This is a genomic window from Mucilaginibacter lappiensis (assembly GCF_050433765.1).
In the GTDB taxonomy this organism is placed as follows: domain Bacteria; phylum Bacteroidota; class Bacteroidia; order Sphingobacteriales; family Sphingobacteriaceae; genus Mucilaginibacter; species Mucilaginibacter lappiensis_A.
In genome coordinates, this window is the sequence record NZ_JBNPWP010000004.1 from 592432 (window position 1) to 615246 (window position 22815).

15 protein-coding genes are annotated in these 22815 nt (G+C 41.1%); 4 read left to right on the forward strand and 11 right to left on the reverse strand.

The features are described 5' to 3' along the window. Positions 1-3 precede the first annotated feature (3 nt). The 8 genes from M2273_RS15635 to M2273_RS15670 all read right to left on the reverse strand — a co-directional run bounded on the left by M2273_RS15635 (position 4) and on the right by M2273_RS15670 (position 16160). Positions 4-1230, reverse strand: a complete 1227-nt coding sequence (locus M2273_RS15635) for an AGE family epimerase/isomerase (protein WP_429398418.1) — start codon at positions 1228-1230, stop codon at positions 4-6. Positions 1231-1236: 6 nt separating this feature from the next. Beyond that, the gene (locus M2273_RS15640) at positions 1237-2421 is read right to left on the reverse strand and encodes a glycoside hydrolase family 130 protein (protein ID WP_429398420.1); all 1185 of its coding nucleotides are present in this window, start codon (positions 2419-2421) and stop codon (positions 1237-1239) included. Positions 2422-2433: 12 nt separating this feature from the next. Then, positions 2434-4266, reverse strand: a complete 1833-nt coding sequence (locus tag M2273_RS15645) for a sodium:solute symporter family protein (RefSeq protein ID WP_429398422.1) — start codon at positions 4264-4266, stop codon at positions 2434-2436. A 181-nt stretch (positions 4267-4447) separates the two neighbouring features. Next, on the reverse strand, positions 4448-5326 hold the full coding sequence (locus M2273_RS15650; RefSeq protein WP_429398424.1) for an AraC family transcriptional regulator: 879 nt from the start codon (positions 5324-5326) through the stop codon (positions 4448-4450). Positions 5327-5486: 160 nt separating this feature from the next. Then, positions 5487-6563 carry an IPT/TIG domain-containing protein gene (locus M2273_RS15655; protein ID WP_429398426.1) on the reverse strand — a complete coding sequence of 359 codons (1077 nt, stop codon included), beginning with the start codon at positions 6561-6563 and terminating at the stop codon, positions 5487-5489. A gap of 29 nt (positions 6564-6592) precedes the next feature. Continuing rightward, positions 6593-8200, reverse strand: coding sequence for a RagB/SusD family nutrient uptake outer membrane protein (locus M2273_RS15660; RefSeq protein WP_429398427.1), 1608 nt, complete (start codon positions 8198-8200; stop codon positions 6593-6595). Between the two features lie 20 nt (positions 8201-8220). Further along, positions 8221-11379: a SusC/RagA family TonB-linked outer membrane protein gene (locus M2273_RS15665; RefSeq protein ID WP_429398429.1), complete on the reverse strand. Its 3159-nt coding sequence runs from the start codon at positions 11377-11379 to the stop codon at positions 8221-8223. A gap of 626 nt (positions 11380-12005) precedes the next feature. Next, positions 12006-16160 (reverse strand): two-component regulator propeller domain-containing protein, encoded by a 4155-nt coding sequence (locus M2273_RS15670; protein ID WP_429398430.1) that lies wholly within the window; start codon positions 16158-16160, stop codon positions 12006-12008. A gap of 484 nt (positions 16161-16644) precedes the next feature. Between M2273_RS15670 and M2273_RS15675 the strand changes: the two genes are divergently transcribed. The 3 genes from M2273_RS15675 to M2273_RS15685 are packed head-to-tail and all read left to right on the forward strand — an operon-like array spanning position 16645 to position 19237. Beyond that, on the forward strand, positions 16645-17451 hold the full coding sequence (locus M2273_RS15675) for an MlaE family ABC transporter permease (protein ID WP_429398432.1): 807 nt from the start codon (positions 16645-16647) through the stop codon (positions 17449-17451). A 9-nt stretch (positions 17452-17460) separates the two neighbouring features. Further along, positions 17461-18234: an ABC transporter ATP-binding protein gene (locus M2273_RS15680; protein ID WP_429398434.1), complete on the forward strand. Its 774-nt coding sequence runs from the start codon at positions 17461-17463 to the stop codon at positions 18232-18234. Between the two features lie 16 nt (positions 18235-18250). Further along, positions 18251-19237: an MlaD family protein gene (locus tag M2273_RS15685; protein ID WP_429398436.1), complete on the forward strand. Its 987-nt coding sequence runs from the start codon at positions 18251-18253 to the stop codon at positions 19235-19237. A 67-nt stretch (positions 19238-19304) separates the two neighbouring features. Here M2273_RS15685 and M2273_RS15690 read toward each other — a convergent pair whose 3' ends face one another. After that, positions 19305-19700, reverse strand: a complete 396-nt coding sequence (locus M2273_RS15690) for a winged helix-turn-helix transcriptional regulator (RefSeq protein ID WP_429398438.1) — start codon at positions 19698-19700, stop codon at positions 19305-19307. 82 nt (positions 19701-19782) lie between these two features. On the opposite strand from M2273_RS15690, the gene M2273_RS15695 reads away from it, so the two are divergent. Then, entirely contained in the window at positions 19783-20667 is an 885-nt protein-coding gene (locus tag M2273_RS15695) for an NAD(P)H-binding protein (RefSeq protein WP_429398440.1), read from the forward strand. A gap of 44 nt (positions 20668-20711) precedes the next feature. Here M2273_RS15695 and M2273_RS15700 read toward each other — a convergent pair whose 3' ends face one another. Together M2273_RS15700 and M2273_RS15705 are read right to left on the reverse strand one after the other, a co-directional pair. Beyond that, positions 20712-21878 (reverse strand): acyltransferase family protein, encoded by a 1167-nt coding sequence (locus M2273_RS15700; RefSeq protein WP_429398442.1) that lies wholly within the window; start codon positions 21876-21878, stop codon positions 20712-20714. Positions 21879-21976: 98 nt separating this feature from the next. Further along, positions 21977-22699 (reverse strand): hypothetical protein, encoded by a 723-nt coding sequence (locus M2273_RS15705; protein ID WP_429398443.1) that lies wholly within the window; start codon positions 22697-22699, stop codon positions 21977-21979. Positions 22700-22815: the final 116 nt, after the last annotated feature.

Consider the following 22815-nt stretch of genomic DNA (forward strand, 5'->3'; position numbering starts at 1 on the left):
TCTTTAGTGTATTCGTTTAATAATTTCGATACAAGCCCTGCTGTTGTGATAAGGGCATTTCCATAAACCTACTTTATCTTCACCAGGCATAACGCTTCCATCGGCGGTAATACCCCAAAACCATTCGCCGTTTTGTTTATCCAGTATTTTACTTTTTACAAAAGCCCAGTTGTTTACCGACAGATCGAGATATTTTTCATCGCCGCTTATTTGCCAGGCATTAAAAAAACCAACCATCGCTTCGGCTTGCACCCACCAGTGTTTTTCTTTTATGAGATGCCGGGCAGCCGGTTCATACTCGTACCATAAACCGCCATCAGTATCCAACCCCTCCAATGTTGCATCAGCTATCTCCAAACAGATCATTTTTACCCGCTCTTCACGTACTTGATCGCTTATCACCCCGGCGGCTTCCTGCAAAAGCCAGGTGGCTTCAATATCATGTCCGTATGATACCGTGTCTGACCGGCGATTCCAATCCTCATCAAAAAACAGGATGAGGTGATGAGTTTGAGCATCAATAAAATAATCACAGAAGTTATCAATAAGCGTTTCTATTTGCTTCCTGAGCACTTCATCAGGCCAAATACGGTACAGGTTGGTATAAGCCTCCAATACATGCAAATGGGTGTTCATGGTCTTTTTTTCGTTGGCATCCTTTGCACTCAAACGCAGATCATTTATCGGTTGCCAATCCCGCGTAAATGCTTCAAGGTAACCGGTTTTGTACTGGTCGTAGCTTTTATCAACCAGTAAATGGTATAAGCTGACCGCAAGGTCCCTGACCTCTTCTATGCCCGATGCCATGTAGTATTCGCTCAGTGCATATATGGTAAACGCAGTGGCATACACTTGTTTTTTGGTATCCAGCTTATTACCTTTATTATCAACCGACCAATACACCCCGCCAAATTCATAGTCAATAAAATAGGCTATAATATATTCATAGGCACGGTGCGCCATTTGCAAAACCGCTTCATCAGGTTTTTGATTATAAGCAGCCGAAAAGCTCCATAAAATACGCGCATTTAACACTGATCCCTTTGATGAGTTGGGATTTACCTGGTTATCGTGATCAATTTTGCCCCAAAAACCACCATTTATTTCATCATAAGTGTTCTTTAACCAGTAATTAATGATGTTTTGCAACTCCTCAGTAAGTTCGCTTTTATACAAATTCAACTGTTGCTGAACTCTCCTGTTATCGGTCATTTCCCGGTGCATGATCATTTACAATTAGCTTTCCTGCAATTGATTTTTATTATTGTCAATGATCTGATAAATGGCATCAACCGATGTAGACGACCTTAAGCCATCGGCCGGGGTATTCATCACATAATCAATTAGTTTATTCAGAGTGGTAGTAGCCACATGCATCCGGGTATCTGACGATGCGTAGTAAATGTAAACTGTGCCGTCATCATCAGCTATCCAGCCATTACAAAACACTACGTTTGAGACGTCACCTATACGCTCTTCGCCTTCGGGTGCTAAAAAATAACCGCCAGGTTTGTATAATACTTTGGTAAGATCATTTAGATCGGTCATGAACATATACAGCACATAGCGCAAACCCGCGGCGGTATTACGCACCCCATGCGCCAAATGCAGCCATCCTTGTTGGGTTTTAACAGGTGCAGGTCCCTGGCCGTTTTTGGCCTCATAAACGGTGTGGTAGTTTTTATTATCGATGATAGTTTCCTGATCAATAACCGCATTTTCTATGTTATCGCACAGGCCAAAACCAATACCGCCGCCAGTTCCGGCACTTATAAAACCATCCTGCGGACGGGTATATAAAGCATATTTACCATAAACAAACTCCGGGTGCAATACCACATTCCGTTGCTGTGGCGAATTGGTTTTCAGATCGGGCAAACGTTCCCAGTTCATCATATCCTTTGTACGTGCTATACCACAGGCTGCTACCGCCATTGACTGATCATGCGCCGGGGCTGCTGGATCGCGCCTTTCGGTGCAAAACAGACCATATATCCAACCATCCTGGTGCCGGGTTAAACGCATATCGTACACATTGGTATCGGGCTCATCAGTTTGAGGCAAATCAACCGGGTAATCCCAAAAGGTAAAATTATTGATCCCGTCGGCGCTTTCGGCTACCGCGAAAAACGATTTCCGGTCGGCTCCTTCAACGCGGGCAACCACCAAATACTTGTCGTTAAATTTTATGGCACCTGCATTAAAAACCGCGTTGATACCAATACGCTCCATTAAATACGGGTTTGTTTTAGCATCAAGATCATACCGCCAGTTAATTGGGGTATGCGCCGCTGTTAACACCGGGTGCTTGTAGCGATCAAAAATACCATTGCCTGTACCTGCTATTTCATTAGGGGTGTTGATCAGTCGCGTAAGTTCATCCTGCAACCTGGCTAACCTTTGTTTAAATTCCTGTATCATATAAGCTAATTCTCAATAATCTTTTAATTTATTCCACCACGTTCTTTTCAGTATCATCATGATAATCGCCAGCAGGCCGATGGTAACCAGCAAGGGCAATTTTTGATTTAATATGAGGTACATAGGTAATATAGTAAGGCATAACTGCCCTACGGTACCAACCACCACATTAAACATATTTAGTTTAAAATTTTTATTGGGTACAAATGCCGCGTCATCCGCCATTACCAATTGTTTAACGGGTTCCCAAAACCCCCAGGGCCGCACATTGCTGTAAAACGATTTTAACACTTCCATGTCCGTTGCCGGCGTAACGTATGATCCAATGACAGAACCTGCCATGGAGATCAAAAACAACAACGGGAACCAATACAATAACTCACCCGATGGTATAAGTAATGAGAATACCATTGACGATAATATACCCGCCAGCATGCCATAAAAAAATCCGTTGGCATTAAAGCGCCACCAATGCCATTTTAACACGTTCGATGCTATATAGCCGCCATACAGTGCGGATACGATCCATTGCAAAACGCTGTTCACATCCTTCACAAAAAAGCCAAGGATCACCCCCACTGCAACCACAACCACGCCAACCAGATAATTCATGGCGATGATTTTTTTGGTAGATGCCGTTGGGTTAACATATTTTAAGTAGATATCATTCACTATATAGGCCTGCGCCGCGTTCATGGTACCACTAAATGTGCTCATGAACGCACCCAGCAAACCGGCCAGCAGTAATCCTACCAGGCCAACTGGTAAAAAGTTATTGATAACCGCCGGCAAAATCCTTTCAAAATCGATAGCACCGGTGGCATCCTTTAGGTTCATTTCATTATAATATAGCAAGCCTAATACGGTTAAGCTTACTATGAGCGAGTAACGGATGGGCAATAATATGATGCTTACAAAACCGCTCATTTTGCTGGCCTCTTCGGGCGAGCGGGTAGAGAGGATCTTTTGCATATCATAATTAGGCGCCGGCCCGGCCAATGCGGCAAAAAAGCCCTTAAAGGTCATCATCATGAAAAATAAACCGAACAGCGAATAGCCATCGTCCTTTATCTTTTGATTTACTTCGTTGATGATGCCCGTCCAGCCCATGCCCAGGTTTTTACCAAAGAAGGGGCTGTACCAGCCGTTGGGCACATTAAGGTTATGACCTATTAATTTGTTTGCTGCTATAAAACCAATCCAGATGCAGGCCACCGTCATGATGCTGTATTTGATCATATCGCCCAGTACAATGCTATGCATTCCGCCTAAAATGGAATAGAACATGGCAAACAGGGTAAAAACAATACCATATATGTGCGGCACATACTGCGGCGCGACATTAAACGGTACATAAGCCTTAACCAACTCCCAGGGAATAAAAATTTCGATGAATTTGCCTAATCCAATAAAACCATAAGCCAAAAACCCAAGACAACTTAACAGCGCGAATGCGATAACTACCATATGCGACTCACCTACTCCCGAACCGGTTTTGCCAAAGCGGGTGGCCAGCCATTCGGCACCAGTGGCCGCGTTTGAGCGGCGTAACCAGCGCGACAGGTACATCATTAAAAACACCTGGTTAAATACCGGCCATAGCCAGGGTATCCAGATGCTTTTCATGCCATACACAAAACACAGGCTTACCATCCACATGGTACCACTAATGTCGAACATGTCAGAAGCATCACTTAAACCCAGCTTATACCAGGGTAATAATTTACCTCCAAGCATGTAGCTTTCTTTGTTTTCGCGCGCTTTTTTACGGTACCATAAACCTATAAAAATGGTGCTTAACAAGTATAAAACTATAATGGCAACATCAAGTAAGTGTAATTTCATTTAGGTTGTTTGAAGGTGCTGATATGGCAATATGATGTCGGTGTCAAATGGTATATAAAGGTTAATGCTAAAATAAATTTATCAACAACCCTATTATAATACTATTTTAACTTTATATTTTGGTTTATTTAACAAAATGGCCCTGATATTTTCAAAATCATCGCCAATTGAATGTCAAAACTTAAATAAATACGCGATTACCGGTATAAGTTTCCCTGAACTCCTTAGGGATGCAAAGCTTTTTGCGTTTAAATATCCGGTTGAAATTTGATATGTTGTTAAAGCCACATTTATAGGCAATTTCGGCTATGGTAGTGGTCGAATCGATAAGCATACGTGAAGCATGGCCCAGCCTTATTTCGTTAAGGCTATCAATAAACGTTTTACCGGTACGTTTTTTAATAAACCGGCTAAACGAGGCCTCGGGCATGTTGGCAATTTTAGCCACTTCGGCCAGGGTAACCTGTTTATTGTAGTTCATGTTCATGTGCTCAAACACCCTTTCAATGCGCCTGCTGTTGTAATAAAACTTTTCGTTGGTAAAGCTTGGATCCGAAAGCATTTTCATATTGCGCGATATGGAAAGATCATGCAGTATGGATAATAGCTCTAATACTGAGTCGAATCCATTCTTTTTATCCAAATCCAATATCCTCCCTTTAAGTGCCTGAATAGTTTCGGGCGAAAACGCAATACCTCTTTGTGAACGCTCCAGCATACTTTTCACAAAGCTTAACTGGTTGCGTTTCAAAAATTTTTCATCAAAAAGATCCTTATGGAATTGTATGGTAATTTCAGTGATCTCCTCGCTTTGGCATTGATGCGTAAACCAGGCATGGTACAGATTTGGCCCTACCAGCGCCAGCTCCAGGTCGTCAATAACTTCGATATGCCCGCCCACAACCCGCTTGGCGCCTTTGGCATTAATGATCAGATTTAGCTCATACTCGTCATGGTAATGAAGCGGGAAGTCGAACTTTTTTTTGACCCTCGAAAAAATAGTAAAGCAATCGCTTGGGGTTAGCGGTGTTATTTCACGCATTACGTTACTTGTCATCATATATTAGGCATACAAATAAGAGTGTTAATATTGATACTAATTTAACATAAAAAAATCAATTTATATACATTGTTATTAGTAGTTGTAAATTAACTGTACCCATTGGTTAAAAAACATCCGGCCCGGCAAGGTCTTTTGCAGGCCGGATGTTAAGGCGTAATTATTGGTTTACAATAAGTACATCATCAAAATAGAATGTCTCATCCTGGTCATTAGGTCCCTTTATCCAGAAACCTAATTGATTAAACGGTGTCCCTTTGTTCCAAAGATCAAGCGTGGTAAGCGGTATTTTAAAATAAGTCCAAACATTTGCCGGAACAGTGATCGGGGCCGATACATCGGAGTTACCGAACCCGCCTGCACGCTTGTCGCCAGTGATGTAAAGGGTATAATCTTCTGATGCTCCTTTGAGCCAGAATGTGAGGTATTTGTAAGATGGATTACTGGCAAAACCATTAGACCAGTTTGAAAAACCATCCTGACTCCAGTTACCCTTAGCATAGGTTGCCGCAAATGATTTTGTACCTGATTTGGATACCGTAGCAGATATTGTTGCCGGGCCCCATGAGTTATTAGCCCATCCATCAGTACCATAATCATCTGTAAAAATCTTGTAAGCTTTATCCAAATTTTCAAATACCTGGGTAGTAGTAACCGGGCCTGTTGAATTAGTAATAATTAAAGGCGCGCCCAAAACCGAACTATTTGCAGGCATGGTTATAACCAGTTCTTTTTTTGATTTTGACACAATGGTAATTGCATCATTTGAGCCAACAAACTTTACAGATGTAACATCGCCCAGGTTATTGCCAGCAATTGTGATGCTTGTACCACTGGTAAAATTGTAATTTGATACTGATGATATAACAGGAAGCGCGATCACAGTAAACGGCACTTTCAATTGCTTACCTAATTTGTTGGTAATTATAATGTTCTGTTTACCTCCGTTAGCCGTATCAGGAACCCTGAATATTAAAGCCTTATCAGTATTAAGTACCGTATTGAATGGGGCCGGAACGTTTCCCGTTTCAAAAACAACAGATTGAATTTGACCAAGGCCGCTACCTGTCAATATTAATGCAGCCCCACCTTTAGCCGAATCGGGATCAAGCTTATCGGCTATTGGATTGGATGAAGCAGCAGCGGGCTTTTGTGCTTCCTTTGTACATGATGTTATTACCGATGCGCCACCAGCAAACGTGAGTAGTACGATCAGTAGTTTATATAATTTTTTCATGATTACTATAATTTAAATGTTGTAAGTCATTATTTATAATACGCAACGGCAGGTTCAAGCAGCTTTGGATCCTGAACAGTTTCTGACTGCGGCGGAGGCAAAAACATTTGTGCCTGCGTTAACGTAGCTTTAAAACTGGTAAGTCTTCCACTTCCATCCAAAGTACCCCGCTCTTGTGAGGCAACAATTGCTGCGGCCTTGGTAAAGCCCTGTCGCTGAATATCAAACCAATAATCACCTTCAAAAGCAAATTCAACTTTTCGCTCGTGTAAAATATCATTTTGGGTAATGCTGGTAAGGCTGGTTAATCCGGCACGATTATGTACCGCGTTAAAAGCTTTTAAAGCAGCAGCATCAGCCGTAGAAGCACCGCCAGCTAAAACAGCTTCGGCATAAATGAGTAATACATCAGCATATCTGAGTATATAAGTAGGCATGCTGGTATGGCCGTCTGGCGTAACCGGTTCAGTAGACCTGTTAGTGCCCACTATATATTTCTGAATGTTTGAGCGGGTGCCGGTAAATATAAAATGGTCGTCTGTAGCTTTGCCGGTGGTATCATAAGTAAATCCATTAGGGAAATTATCATTAACCCAATCAGCCCTGTGAAATCCCTGCTGCATTACAGACCAGCCGCGTCTTTTATCTGCAGCCTCATACCCTGTATTGGTGTTTAACATATCAAATGATGGCACAACAGCCGAGTATCCGTTGGCACCTGTTGGTTTTGGATGTACAAGCGGCTGCGGGGCAACATAAATTGAAAACCTGTTTCCACCGTTCCAACCCATGGAGGCCAACCATCTTAAGGAGAATAAATTTTCGACATTATTGGTGTTGGCAACCGTAGATGATGTAAACATGGCGTTGTAACTGCTATTTAAGCCAAGCTTGCCTGCACCCGCGCCATTTGCATAATCAATTACCTGTTTTGCTTTAGCGGCAGCGTTTGCATAATCTTTAAGGTACAGGTAGATCTTGGCTTGCATACCTATGGCAGCATATTTTGTTACACGGCCATCCTGGTAAGATACTTCAGGAAGACCAGCTTCTGCAGCTTTCAGATCTTCTAACGCGAAACGCAAAACATCTTTTTGAAAATAACGGGGTACAAGATAGGCACCCGGTTTTGTAAGATCCAGCGGATTATCAACTATTGGCGCATCGCCAAACGCTCGGCCAATATAAAAATAAGCAAACCCGCGTATAAATCTGGCCTCGGCAATACCTACATCCAGGAAACCGGTGTTACTGCCCAACTGTACTTTTTTATCTTTAAAAGTTTGTATTAAAACTGATGCCTGACCTGCTGCTTTATAGCAGGAGTTCCAGGTGCTTGATATTAACCCATCAGTACTTTGAATTTGGAAGTTATAAAATGAGTTGTACTGGGAATTACCCTGTGTACCGGTTACAGTTCCGCCTAATACATCACCTACTGATGTAAAAGCCTTATCGAACCAATCGCCCCAAACGTTATTGTATAAAATTCCGGTAGCACCGTTTACCTGCGCAGCTGTAGTATAATAGTTATCGGTGGTGGGGCTTGTTGTTGATGGATGGCTCAGGAAATCCTTCTTACAAGAAGCTTCCAGGCAAATCGCTACAAACATTATGAATATGATTTTTATTTTCATCTTGCTTAGTATTAACTTGATTAAAATTGAATATTAGTACCAAACGTGAACGTACGTGGTACAGGGTAGTGGCCGTTATCTACATTCATAAACCCTATTTGTGAGTTAAGAGCGCCTAATTCAGGATCATAACCAGTGTACTTGGTGAAAGTATGCAGGTTTTGAACCGAGGCATAGAACCGGGCAGATGCAATTTTAAGTCTGCTGATTATACTTTTAGGAATGCTATAACCAAGTGCCACGTTCTGGATACGCAGGTATGAAGCACTTTCAATATACCGATCAGATATTTTGATGTTATTATTGGTCCACTGGTTATACCTTGGCATATTTGCAGTGGTGTTTGTTGGCGTGTACCTGTTTAATACAGTAACCAACTGATTATTGAAAGCACTTGTCATTGCCTCGGTTTGCCTGCGGGTGTAGTTCATTATCTGGCCGCCGTAGCTTCCGTATAAAAATACCGACAGGTCAATGCCTTTAAAGCTAAAGGTGTTGGTAAAACCATAAGTGAATTTAGGATTGGGATTGCCTATAACACGCTCATCCTTATCGTCGATTACACCATCACCGTTTAAGTCTTTATACCTGATATCGCCCAGCCATAATGATCCTGGTGCAACAGTTAACCCGGTTGGGATAGGCCCTTTAGCCAGTTCTTCCTGGGTTCTGAACAGCCCATCGGTAACGAAGCCGTAGAATGTACCTAATGGACCTCCTGGCGACGTAAGAGAAGTTAAATTGCTGGTTCCATACTCATTGAATATCCCCGACAGGGTTGCCGTAGGATTGTTAAGCTGGTTAAGCACATTTTTATAATGGCTAAAGGTTAAATTAGTTTTCCAGTTAAAATTCTTATTCTGGATATTGTATGAAGTAATACCAATATCAATACCTGTATTGGTCATTTTACCGGCGTTGGTTATGGGTGTTTGTATGTCATTATATGACGTTCCCAAGCCAGAAAATGATGGTAACTGATTTGATAAAAGCATATTGGTAGTTATCTTTTTGTATACATCAACTGATAATTCCAGTTTGCTGTTTAGCGTTGTAAGATCGGCGCCAATATTGTAAGTTTTTACTGCTTCCCATTGCAGATCGGGGTTGGCCACATTGTACGGAAGACTGCCTGGCCCAAAAGGAGCGGTACCAAACAAAGTTATATTTGATACGAAAGCATTGGTGGCTGTATTTTGATTACCTACCTCGCCAAAGCCTCCGCGTATTTTCAAGTAATTTATAGCGTTAAAGCTTTTCATAAACGACTCGTTGGTAACTGTCCATGACGCTGATACGGCCGGGAAAGTCCCCCAACGGTTACCCGGACCAAAGCTTGATGAACCATCACGACGAACAGTTCCTGAAATAGCGTATCTGTTATCGTAAGTATATCCAACCCTCGCGAAATACGATTCCATGCTCCACGTTCCCGCGCCGGCTCCAATACCCTGCGTAAGGTCGGCATCACCGGCGTTTAATGAAGGCAGATTTGCCACCAGGTTGTTACGGTTAGCGTTGATGAAATCATAATCAGACCTTTGCACTTCATGGCCCAGCGTGGCGCTTACACTATGCTTACCTCCAAATACATGGTCATAATTCAGGAAGTTTTTAACATCCCAGTAAAAGCTTTGAGTTCTTTGTTCCCTTATACGGCTTGGCGATAATATCACATCCCCGGTTTCGGTGTTTTGCAAAAATGGCTGATAAGCGTGATCACTTTCCAGGTTGAAATTATAGTTAAACTCGTTTCTTAAAGTAAGGCCTTTAAAAAAGTTAATTTCGGCGTAGATGGCGCCCAATGCCTTTGTATTAGCCGCTGTAACGTCGCGCGACTGGGCCAATGTTACCGGGTTGTTGGTTAAATTTATCTGGTAACCACCAATATTGGCATTAGTAATATAGTTACCATATATATCACGCACCGGCGATACGGGTGTATTATACAAAACCGTACTTGTTACCGCGTCAAACCCGTCGGTAAGACCAATTTGCTGCTTACTTTTTGTTAAATTAGTGGTAAAGCCTGCTTTTAACCAGTTGGTGACTTGCTGATCAATGCTGGCTCTTAAATTATACCTGTTAAAACCGGTTTTAATAAGCGTTCCGGTTTGGGTTAGGTAACCACCAGAAAAATAATAGGTTGTTTTATCCTTTCCTCCGGATACGGATAACTGGTGACTGGTGGTTACTCCTCTTTGATAAATTTCATCCTGCCAGTCGGTACCATGACCTAATACAGACGGGTCTCTAAATTCAATTGTGCTATCCAATCCGCTCCCTGGTACCGCGCGTACTTCATTTACCAATGAATTTTGATACTGGGCAAACTGCTGCAGGTTCATAACCTTTAGCTTTTTAGGAACTTCGGAAAAGCCGACATAAGCATCATAGTTAAGTTTATTTTGATTAACCTTACCGTGTTTGGTATTAATAATAACAACACCGTTTGCACCACGCGAACCGTAAATAGCCTGTGCAGATGCATCCTTCAAAATATCGATAGATTCAATATCCGAAGGGCTTAAAGTAGCCAGAATACTTTGACCGGTTTGGCCCGCGCCCCCGCCTAAAAAGTCCTGGCTTAAACTACCTGCAGGGGTGCCCTGAAACTGAACACCGTCAATTACATACAAAGGCTCGTTTGAACCGGTGGCGCTGGTAATACCACGTACCCGTACAGAAACGCCGCCACCCGGCTGCCCACTGTTGTTGGTGATAGTAACACCTGCTACCTTACCCTGCAACGCCTGGTCAATACCGGCAACAGGCAGATCTTTAATATCCTTAGCCGAAACCGACGAAATAGATGAGGTAACTTCGGCACGGCGTACTGTACCGTAACCAATAACTACCACTTCGCTTAAATTGCTTGCATTTGATTTTAGTGTTACGTTAATTTCCGTTTTGCCAGAAATTGGAACGTCTTTAGCGCTCATACCAACATAGGTGAACCTAAGGGTTGTGGTAGCTGCCGGTACCCGGATAAGGTAATTACCATTAGCGCCGGTAATGGCATTAACATTTTTTGCTGTTACGGTAACTCCGGGCAGGGTTACGCCTTGATCATCTGTAACTGTTCCTCTTATTAGTGTACCTGTATCCTGGGCGTTGGCCACTGCAGCTACAAGAATACAACAAACAAACAGCAAGGCTATTCGTAGAATTTTTCTCATAATTGATTTGTTAGTTATTGATTTATTTAGATTTTTTGGTTCGGTAATTTGCAATTGCCTGCGTTTTAGCAGCCGGTTATTTGATGATATTGTATATCATTAAAACTCCCGACATGCTGCCATCATTAAAAAACGATGGGCACTTGCTTCAATAAATTGGTTAAATATTCCTATTAGGTTTATATCAGGCCGGGAAAACTAAACCAGGCTTTGATATTGATTATAATGAGGGTAAAATTATATGGTAGTTGATACCCGGTTGTGGATAAATAGGGGCACAAATGTCAACTCTTATTAAATAATTGATTATCAATCATTTAATAATAAAAATAGCTACAATACGGAGTAATTATTTACAAATGTGTCCCTATTGAACCTTTTAAGAGATCATAGAAGTGAGATAATAGTATTATAAGTGGGGTTGAAATTGGTGGAATTGATATGTTGTCATGCTGAACGTAGTGAAGCATCTATTATCCAATATGCATGTTTGATAAATGGATCCTTCGTTCCTCAGGATGACAAACCAATTTGGGGGTCATGCCGAACTTGTTTCGGCATCCCATAAGCTACAATATGAGAGCTAAATTTATTAAGAACTCCTGAAACAAGTTCAGGATGACGGATCAGTCCCCCTCATTAACCCCTTCAAGGTACTTGGATGGGATACTGTTAAACTCGGCTTTAAAGGTGCGTACAAAGTATTTTTGACTCTTGAAGCCTACTTTATGGCAAATTTGGGATATGGTTAAATGGCCGGTTTCCAGCAATTGCGCGGCCCTTTTTAACCGCATGGATCGTACCAGTTCGTTTGGTGTTTTACCGGTCATTTGCAGGATTTTTTTGTACAGCGTATAGCGGCTTACAAACATTTCACTGCTCAGTTCCTCTACCGAAAAATTAGGGTTAGATATGTTATTATCTATCAAAAGCAAAACCTTTTTAATGAACAGTTCTTCCGGCGAATCAATATGCTCATTTGTTGGTTTAACATCCACCTGTTTCCGGTAGGTTTTGCGCATATCCTCTTGCTGGTTCAGGATATTTTTGATCTTTGACAGCAGGATCTCAAAATTGAATGGCTTGGTCATATAATCGGTGGCGCCCGTTTCCAAACCTTTTAGTTGTTGCTCCTCGCCTATAAGGGCGGTTAATAATATCACCGGGATATGTGACGTGCGCGAATCATTCCTGATCTTGAGGCACAGGTCAATCCCGTTCATTTCGGGCATACTAATATCGCTCACAATCAAATTAGGGTGTTGGGCAAGGGCCTTTTGCCATCCCTTCTTACCATTCTCGGCTTCAATAATGTTAAAATGATCCTTAAGGTTATCCTTAATATAAAACCTAAAATCTTCATTATCCTCTACCAGTAGTACCGTAAGCTTTTTACAGTCACGGTTCTCTTTATGCTGATTAGTTTTTACTGATTCCAAGTCAATAAATCCTTCTACCTCATGTTTTAATAACAAAGGCGTATCGATAAATAAACTTTCGTCCAGCTGCTGTAGTGGCAGCAAAACGGTGAAACAGCTGCCTTGGTCATGCTCGCTTTCCACCAAAATTTCGCCATTGTGCAGTTTAACAAATTCCTTGGTGATAGACAGCCCGATACCACTCCCCTGGTTTAACATGGAGCCGGGAATATCATGCTGAAAAAATGGTTCAAAGATCCTGCCCTGTTTATCTGCCGGGATACCAATACCTGTATCCATAACCCTGATCTCCAGTTGATGATCGTTCGTATCACTTTGGTATTTTAAACTAAGCAATACACTTACCTGCCTGCCCTCGTGAGTAAATTTATAGGCGTTGGAGAGTAAATTAAATAATATCCGTTCAATTTTATCATGATCAAAGCTGGTATAAAACGCTTCGGTATCGGTATCAAAAACAAATGTGATATTCTTTTGGTCGGCCACATCGGTAAACGACAAGGACAGGTCTTTAATAAAGCTGATGATATCGCCCGATTTTTTGTGCAGCCTGAGTTCCTGGAACTCCATTTTTCTGAAATCCATTAACTGATTTACCAGGTTAAGCAAACGGCGGGCATTACGGTTAATCATCAGCAACTGCCGCCTGGAATCGGGGTCGGCTATTTGCTTTAATATTTTATCAACAGGCGCCATAATGAGCGATAATGGCGTACGGAACTCATGGCTTACATTGGTAAAAAATTTGATCTTCATCAAATCGAGCTCATGCATACGCTGTGCTTCCTCACGCTCCTTTTCAATAGAAAATTGCGTTTTTATTTTTTGTATGCCCCGGTGGCGTAAATAAAGCAGCGTGGCAATAAATAAAAGAATGTACAGCAAATATGCCCAGGTAGTTTTCCAGAATGGGGGCAATATGGTAACATGCAGAGTAATTTCTTTAGCGTTCCAAAATTCATTGTTTGTTGTACGTACTTTAAATATATAATCGCCGGCATCCAAATTGGTATATGTAGCTTTCCTGATCTTATTATCTGCCGTTATCCAATTCTTATCAAAGCCTTGCATCATGTACTGCAGCTTTATTTTATCAGGATTAAAGTAATTAAGGGCTGCGAATTCTATAGAAAATACATTCTCACTATGTCTGAGTTTCAATGACTTTGTTTCTGTAATCGATTTGGCCAATATGGCGTCACCATTTATCTTATCGCCGGCACCAATGCTTTGATTAAACACCTGAAAATCGGTAAAAACCAAATTAGGAACACTTTTATTGAACTGGATATTGGCCGGTTTAAAAAGGTTAAACCCATTTCCTCCGCCAAATATCAACTCGCCTTCGCGTGTTTTGTAGGATGAGTTTTCTGTAAACTCACGACCCTGCAAACCCTCGGTCTCGTTATAATTTATAAAACGGAACTTTAATCCGCTCGCTTGCCGCGATACAATAATATTTGACAGGCCATTGGGCGTACTTACCCACATATTATGCTTTTCATCCTCCTGCATGTCAATCACCGTATTATCGGGCAGGCCATCCTGTTTGATAATATTGGTGAATTTATTGGTTGCCGGATTAAAAATACTGATACCCTCGCGCGTGCTTACCCAAATCAAGCCCTGGCTATCTTCCAAAATATTATTAGTATTGTTGTTTATAAGGCTGGCCGGATCTTTATCATCGTGCATATAATGCACAAACTGGCGCGCTTTTTTCATCAAAACATCAATGCCATAGGAGGTTACCACCCAGATATTTTTTCGCCTATCCTCTAAAATAGCGCTTACATAGTTGGAGTGAATATTGTTCTTACCATTATAGCCGTTAAATTTATAGTTGGTAAACTGCTGTGTTTTACGATTAAAAACATTAAGCCCGCCCGCTAATGTGCCTACCCATAAATTATGCTCTGAATCTTCCCGAATGGCGCAGATCCTGTCTTCGGATATGCTGCCAGGTATGGCATCATTATGTTTATAATGGGTAAACGTTTTTCCGTCAAAGCAATCAAGTCCACCAAAATAAGTGCCTATCCATAACTTTTGCTCATGATCAACAAACATGCACACAATTACATTATTGGTGAGGCTGTTTTTATTTGTGGCACTATGTAGATATTGTTTAAAGCTGCCGTTTTTACGATTAAAATATATCAGTCCTCCGCCGTTGGTACCCAGCCATATATTTCCGACCCTGTCTTCTGCAAAATTATTGATATCACTAAAGGGCAGGCTTAAAGGATCAGATGAATGGTGCGTATACAGCGGAAACTTGATAATGCTTTCGTGATAATAACTTACCCCCCGTTTGTAGGTACCCACCCATATGATGCCTGTGTTATCTTTATAAAGCAGGGTAACGCTGTTTTGGCCAACCGTTTTTATATCGTCCTCGCGGTTAAGCAGGTATCGTATGTTAAAATCCTGCTTATTGAGCAGATTTATACCGCCATGATCTGTGGCTATCCAGATCCGGTTCTTATCATCCTGTATTACGTTGGCCACTACATTTGTGTTTAAATGTGTTGGGCCATCCCCCTTATCAATATGCTTAAAAATGTTGTTTTTAATACTTACGTAATATACCCCTGATGAATAAGTAGGCACAAAGCACCACAGGTCGTCTTGCTTATCAATATATACCCTATAGGCTGTATTTAGGCCCGCGGGCAATTTTTCCATTACTTGCGAGCGGTAGTTTACCTTGTAGGTTACCGGATTTAGTTTTTCTAATACACCCAGGCTGTATATCAGCCATATATTGCCCTTTGAATCAACCGACAGATCTGATACGGTATTGCTGTAAATGGAGTTATCATCAGCCCTGTTATGGACTAAATGGGTTACTTTGTGCGATGAGGCATCATATTTATAAATGCCTTTTGTGGCATGTAAAAACCAAAAATTGCCAAAACCGTCTTTTTTCAACGCTGCTATCCGGCCATCGGGAAGTCCAATATTTTTAAGGTAGCCGCCTATATTGTGGCTGAATCTCTCTGTTGAGGGAGTGTAAATATTAAAGCCGTTGCGGGTTTCAACCCATATATTATGCTCCGGTCCTTCGGCTATGCTAACTATATAATCGTCATTTAAGGTAGTGGTATCACTTACAGCGTGTTTATAAGCCTTAAATTTATACCCATCATATTTATTAAGGCCCGATAGCGTACCAAACCACATAAAACCCTTACTATCCTTTAAAATACAATTTATTTGGTTGTGCGATAACCCATTGTTAATATCCAGATGTGAAAATTGAAACTGGTCATTTTGCGCCTGCAAAGAGCGATGGATGAACAGCAGCAAAAAGCATAATATTGAAATTTTACACTTCATTAACTATATTTTTCTGGCTATATTATTCTATATAAATTATAACTCTTAGGTTTGCAGGCAATTGAAGTTTTAACTTTTTACCCAAATGGTCAAAAACTTAAACTCAATTTAACATGTTATTTAAAATTACCTGCTTAACTTACGCATCCCTGGTTTATGTTTTAAACCTGGCTTACAATTGATTGATATCAAATGTACCTGCAATTAAGAAGTAAGGTATAATACTTTTTTTACTTTTTTTAATTGAATATTAACCAAAATGTATAAAAGTATTGCGAAAAGTTAAACTATTGAATTGAAATTTGTGATACTTTTATTTCAATAAAGTATGGTTTTTGATACTGCAACAATTTGGTTTAAAAAGTTTTCATCGGGCCTGAACTGAAAAAAACTGCCTGCTAATACACACTGCGGCAAACAAATGCAATGAGTTATTGTAGAGTAACCATAATTAAATTGACAAATACCTACTATATCATATTTAATGGATACAGCAGAAAGCACAACAACCGTTTATAAAAAGAATTCAAAGCTTAAACAAAGTTTTATAAACTTTTTTACCGATCTGTATAAGATCAACCAATTCATATTACGCTTTTTTAAAGAAGCTTTTTTACCCCCTTTTGAACTTAAAGAAGTGGTACGCCAGTGTTTTGAAGTGGGTGTACGTTCCTTTACTTTAATATCAGTAACCGGGTTTATTGTTGGGGTAATATTCACAAAACAATCAAGGCCGTCGCTATCTGAGTTTGGGGCGCAATCATGGCTGCCATCTCTGGTATCCATCGCTATCATGCGTGCATTAGCACCTTTGGTTACCGCGCTTATAGCATCGGGCAAGGTGGGTTCAAGTATTGGCGCCGAACTGGGCTCCATGCGGGTAACCGAGCAAATTGATGCCATGGAAGTATCAGGTACCAAACCCTTTAAATTTTTGGTTTGTACCCGCGTGCTGGCTACTACCCTTACCATACCTATTTTATCAACCTATACCGCTCTTATAGCCATCTTAGGCGGGTATTTAAACGTGAGCCAAAATGAAGGTACCAGTTGGAGTACTTTTATACAGCAGGTGTTTGAACCTTTAACGTTTGTTGATTTTGTGGCATCATTAGTTAAATCAATAGTTTTTGGCTTCACGATAGGTATTGTAGGCTGTTATCAGGGTTATAACTCCACTAAGGGAACCGAGGGCGTGGGTAAAGCAGCCAATGGCGCGGTAGTAACCGCCATGTTCCTGGTATTTATTGAAGAAATTATTATTGTACAGATAACCAGCTGGTTCCGTTAATACAGGAATATGAAAAAGGTAAAAACACAGGCAGATCATAGCAACCCGGTTATCAGCATCAGAGGGCTTAAAAAAGCATTTGAGGATTTTGCTGTACTGCGCGGCATTAACCTTGATCTGTACCAGGGCGAAAACCTGGTGGTGCTCGGTAGGTCAGGTACCGGTAAATCGGTATTAATAAAGATCATATCAGGTTTATTAAAGCCCGATGAGGGCGAAATAACAGTACTGGGCCATGATTTTGCACATATAACCGAAAAGGAATTGCAGGAACTGCGTATCAGGATAGGTTTTTCGTTTCAAAACAGTGCCCTATATGATAGTATGACAGTACGCAAAAACCTGGAATTTCCATTGGTACGTAACCGCAAAAACATCACCCGTAAGGAAATTAATACAGCTGTTGAAACAGTATTGGATGCTGTGGGCCTGTCGCACACCATTAACCAAATGCCTGCAGAGCTTTCGGGCGGGCAGCGTAAACGTATTGGTATTGCCCGCACCCTGATCCTTAACCCCGAGGTAATGCTGTATGATGAACCAACCGCGGGGCTTGATCCGATAACCTGCATCGAGATTAATGCGCTTATTAACGAAGTACAACAACGTTACAATACTTCATCGATCATTATTACCCACGACTTAACCTGTGCCAAACAAACCGGCGACAGGATAGCCATGCTGCTCGATGGGCAATTTCAGCGTACCGGTACTTTTGATGAAGTATTTAACACTAATGATGACCGGGTGAAACCTTTTTACGACTACAACTTTATACAATAGACATTATACCATTATCATGGATGCATCAGAAAATAAAAAAGCAATTATAGTAGGCATATTTTTAGCACTCGGCCTCGTGGTATTTATACTTGGCGTATTTACGCTTGGGGGCCAGCAAAAAAGCTTTGTAAAAAATATACATATCAGTTCCATATTCAGTGATGTTGCCGGGTTAAAAAAAGGCAATAATGTATGGTTCTCAGGTGTTAAGGTGGGTACTATCAGCAATGTCAAATTCATAGGTCCATCACGGGTACAAGTGTTTATGAACATTGATGAAGCCACTCAGCAGTATATTCATCATGATGCCGGTGCCAAAATAAGCTCCGACGGACTGATAGGTAATAAGATCATTGTTATTGATGGCGGCAGCCCGCAAGCCCCTGTAGTACAGGATGGCGATGAACTACAAGCCGAAAAAATGCTATCGACTGATGATATGCTTAAAACCCTGCAGGAAAATAACCAAAACATATTGGCTATCACTACTGATTTTAAAGTATTAAGTCATAAAATACTGGAAGGCAAAGGAACTGTAGGTGCATTAATGGCAGATAGTACCCTGGCTATGCAACTGCGCAGTGCTATGCGTAATTTGCAGGCAGCTACCCAAAGCGCGGCAAACATGGCCGTACAGCTTAACAGTTTCAGCAATAAAATGAACACCAAGGGCGGTTTTGCTGATAAACTGCTTACAGATACCGCTACATTTAGCAGGATAAGCCAGGCCGTTAACCAATTGCAAAAAACTGCTGCCAATGCATCAACCTTAACCGAAAATTTGACCAAAGCCAGCAATAAGCTTAATACTACCGATAATGCCATTGGCGTACTGCTGAATGACCCTAAAGGAGCAACTCAAGTACAAAGTACACTAAACCTGCTGCAGCAAAGCTCCGTTAAGTTAAATGACGATCTGGAGGCTGTGCAGCATAACTTTTTGCTCCGCGGCTTTTTCAAGAAAAAAGCAAAGGCCAAAGCCGATAGTTTGAAGGCACAATAGATACATCAATACTATCATAAAAACAATAAGAGGCTGTGCCAAAAGGGCAGCCTTTTATTGTTTAATATTACCCCGGAAAATCATCCAGGCTTTTATAGAATATCGATGCATTTTTCCCGCTCTCCTCAATAGCCCACACGGCCATGGTATACAAAACCGGTTTTAAAGCTAAACCCGAAGTAGTAAGGCTGTAAGTAACATACGGGGGGACTACAGGTTTAGCTTTTCTGGCTACCAAGTTATCAGCCTCTAATTGTTTAAGATGTTGGATCAGCATTTTTTCGGTGATGGCGGGGATCGATTTTCTTAATTCACTATACCGTTTGCTGCCTGATAACAGGTGATACAGGATGATGGGTTTCCAATGTCCGCCTATCTTATTCATTACATAGGTTACAGGGCACTCTTTAAAAGCCGTTTGTTTATTTTCCTGTATGGTTGAACTTTCTTTGATTTCGGTCATGATACATACTTTAGGGTAAGTACTTGTATAAAAGTAAGTACAAATATAACTTTGTTGTCAACAAAATCAAAGCAATAAAGTTATGAAAATCACACTCACAGGATCATTAGGAAATATTAGCAAACCGCTGGCTAAACAATTAATTGATGCAGGACATCAGGTAACTATTATCAGCAGTAATCAGGATAAAATAACAGACATTGAAGCATTAGGCGCAACGGCTGCCATTGGTTCGGTAGCCGACGTAGATTTTTTGACAAAGGCTTTTACCGGTGCAAATGTGGTGTATACCATGGTGCCGCCCAACTTTGGCGCGTCTAACTACCGCCAATATGTAGCAGGTATCGGTAAAAATTACGCAGAGGCTATTCACAGGTCCGGCGTATCCCGGGTAGTTAATTTAAGCAGTATTGGCGCGCACCTTGATGAAGGCACAGGACCTATCAAAGGAGTGCATGATGTAGAAACTGCACTGAATAAGCTGGAAAACGTAGCCATAAAACATCTTCGGGCCCCCTTCTTTTATATCAATTTTTATAATAATATAGATATGATCAGGAACCTGGGTTTTCTCGGAACAAATTATGACAGCAACACAAGACTGGTTATGGTTCATCCCGAAGATATCGCCGCCGCTGCTGCCGAAGAAATTCAACACCCTTTTACAGGAAAAAGTGTACGCTATTTGGCGAGCGATGATCGTACTACCGGAGAAATAGCAGCTATTTTAGGTGCAGCCATTGGCAAACCAGAACTACAATGGGTAGAATTTACCGACGACCAGGCATTAAGCGGGATAATACAAAGTGGAGTACCTGAAGAACTTGCAAAAAACTTTGTAGAAATGGGAACCGCGGTGCGCAGCGGAAAATTATGGGAGGACTATGATTTAAATAAACCCATCATTACAAGCAAGAGAAAATTGGAAGTATTTGCAAGGGAGTTTGCCGATAGGTTTAATGCATAAGTAAAAAGCTGTCCCGAATATAAATTCGGGACAGCTTTAATACGTCAAATTACAGCTTTTACGCCGGGTATTTTTAACAGCAAATGTGCCAGTATAAATGAGCCGAAAACCGCCAATGGCGCCACAAACAGTAATTTAACCGCAGGATCAACACCCCATGTTTTAAATAGCATAGATAAAGAGATGAGCACCAGCGGGTGAAAAATATATACCCCAAAGGCAGCTCTTGATAATTTTTTCATCAGTACTGACTGGCCATTCCATTTTTGTTTAGCTATACCCAACAAAGCGGTTATAATAAATATACCTGTAAACTGTTCCCAGCAGGCATACATTAATGATTGCCAGTACCCGTTGCCGTTAAATGTTTCAACAGGACTATTAGTAGCAACTTTTACGTAATAAATTACCGGGAAAACCACTACGATCATTACTAAAACCATTACAGCAAAGCCTTTACTCATTTTATAGCGGAGCTTACTAAGCCATTGCCCGCGCGAGGCCACTATACCCAAAGCAAACAGCGCTATATATTGTACAAAATGCCCCAATTGAAAGCCCACTGGCGATAATACCCAACCAACCGGAAATACACACCTTACCAGGTAACTGCCCAAAGCCAGTGTCAATGCAAATAAAACAATGGTTAAAACACCCGGAACCTGCCCTAATGATAATGGCCTGCTTTTAATCAACAACATAATGCGTGCATACAGCAAACTGAACAACAACAAAGCGGCTACAAACCACAGTACCCCAAAATCAATCCAGGAATGAAAGCCGCCCAGGTATTGCAGATAGGTAATATCATTACCCTTACCAAAACGGTAAACCAGGTAACTCAACACAGGCGAGAATAGGAAAGAATAAAATATAAGCGGGATGCCAAGCCGTTTTAACCTATCAGCTATAAAACGGGCTGCGCCTTTTTTTTGATAGGATGACTCTGTAAAGTACGCAGATATAAAAAAGAAGAAACCCATGAAAAACGATTGATTGATGGCTACAAACAAGGTCATGGGAATAGATGCTGCCGTAAGCGTTGTTTTTTCGCTGTAGTACCAGCCCCCCGGCGCGCCATAAGTAATAAAAGTATGATGCAATATCACTAAAATAGTAAGTACTACCTTCAGGTTATCAATATATAATATTTTACCAGCTTGTGTGCTGCTGCCATTGGTAGGGGGTGATACAACGGTTTGAGTTTCCATTATTACAGGTTAAGCGATAGTTACTTATAGTACTTTATACTCAAAATGAATACATCTAAAGGATGCATTATTTAAGTAAAAGTTACACCTGTTAGTAATTATTTAATCAGCTGACCGGCTTTTCGTTCCTCGGGGGTTAATTTCATGAATTTTTTGTAGCTGGTATCCAGATAGGTGGTAAGGTTAAAATCAGTACTGGTATAGGTTTTAACCGATGGGATGTAGAGCAATATGAAATTATTCATATCATCACCAGTTAAGGGTACGTATTTGGCAATATTTTCAGCGCTGAAAACCTCGGCTATTTCATCCTGTACCTGTTGATTCTGTATAAATTCTCCTTCCTTTTTACGTTTCTTATCATCTTTTGTCCAATAGTGCAGCCTGAGTGCAACCCCACCCTTGAAATAATCGTGATTTTTGTCATCGCGCTGATAAACCATCGTTTGCCCGTGAAAGTCGGGAGCTTTATAGCCGCTTGCAGGCGGTTTGATCTCTGTACCATTTACCTTTACCTCACCAAGTGTAGTTTGCTTTGGTGTTAAAAACACTTCCCGCCCCAATAGGTTAGTCAGCAATATGGTATCTGGTCGGTAAAAGGCACCTGTAAATACAAGCAGATCACCTGTTTTTGCCGGAATACTAAACCTTCCGGCTCTATCGGTTACCACCACTTTAGTGGTAGTCTTATTTTCAACCTGAATACCTTGTAACACTATTCGGGTCTTGTTTTCCAACACGGTACCATTTTGAACACCCTGCGCACAAGCAACAGAGGTGATAAAACAACCCATAAAAACTAAAAGCAGGTAACGGAGCATCAGGTAAAAATAATCAGAAGATGCGGTTCTTCAATTGTCTATTATATTTTTTTAACTAAAATTAACATTTGACATCAAGTAAAAGGGTGCCCCCAATGAGGGGCACCCGGGTGATA

What these genes read in the sequence shown, in the direction of transcription:
- M2273_RS15635 (WP_429398418.1), bottom strand. Translation starts at nt 1,230, where the DNA reads ATGATCATGCACCGGGAAATGACCGATAACAGGAGAGTTCAGCAACAG.
- M2273_RS15640 (WP_429398420.1), bottom strand. Translation starts at nt 2,421, where the DNA reads ATGATACAGGAATTTAAACAAAGGTTAGCCAGGTTGCAGGATGAACTT.
- M2273_RS15645 (WP_429398422.1), bottom strand. Translation starts at nt 4,266, where the DNA reads ATGAAATTACACTTACTTGATGTTGCCATTATAGTTTTATACTTGTTA.
- M2273_RS15650 (WP_429398424.1), bottom strand. Translation starts at nt 5,326, where the DNA reads ATGATGACAAGTAACGTAATGCGTGAAATAACACCGCTAACCCCAAGC.
- M2273_RS15655 (WP_429398426.1), bottom strand. Translation starts at nt 6,563, where the DNA reads ATGAAAAAATTATATAAACTACTGATCGTACTACTCACGTTTGCTGGT.
- M2273_RS15660 (WP_429398427.1), bottom strand. Translation starts at nt 8,200, where the DNA reads ATGAAAATAAAAATCATATTCATAATGTTTGTAGCGATTTGCCTGGAA.
- M2273_RS15665 (WP_429398429.1), bottom strand. Translation starts at nt 11,379, where the DNA reads ATGAGAAAAATTCTACGAATAGCCTTGCTGTTTGTTTGTTGTATTCTT.
- M2273_RS15670 (WP_429398430.1), bottom strand. Translation starts at nt 16,160, where the DNA reads ATGAAGTGTAAAATTTCAATATTATGCTTTTTGCTGCTGTTCATCCAT.
- M2273_RS15675 (WP_429398432.1), top strand. Translation starts at nt 16,645, where the DNA reads ATGGATACAGCAGAAAGCACAACAACCGTTTATAAAAAGAATTCAAAG.
- M2273_RS15680 (WP_429398434.1), top strand. Translation starts at nt 17,461, where the DNA reads ATGAAAAAGGTAAAAACACAGGCAGATCATAGCAACCCGGTTATCAGC.
- M2273_RS15685 (WP_429398436.1), top strand. Translation starts at nt 18,251, where the DNA reads ATGGATGCATCAGAAAATAAAAAAGCAATTATAGTAGGCATATTTTTA.
- M2273_RS15690 (WP_429398438.1), bottom strand. Translation starts at nt 19,700, where the DNA reads ATGACCGAAATCAAAGAAAGTTCAACCATACAGGAAAATAAACAAACG.
- M2273_RS15695 (WP_429398440.1), top strand. Translation starts at nt 19,783, where the DNA reads ATGAAAATCACACTCACAGGATCATTAGGAAATATTAGCAAACCGCTG.
- M2273_RS15700 (WP_429398442.1), bottom strand. Translation starts at nt 21,878, where the DNA reads ATGGAAACTCAAACCGTTGTATCACCCCCTACCAATGGCAGCAGCACA.
- M2273_RS15705 (WP_429398443.1), bottom strand. Translation starts at nt 22,699, where the DNA reads ATGCTCCGTTACCTGCTTTTAGTTTTTATGGGTTGTTTTATCACCTCT.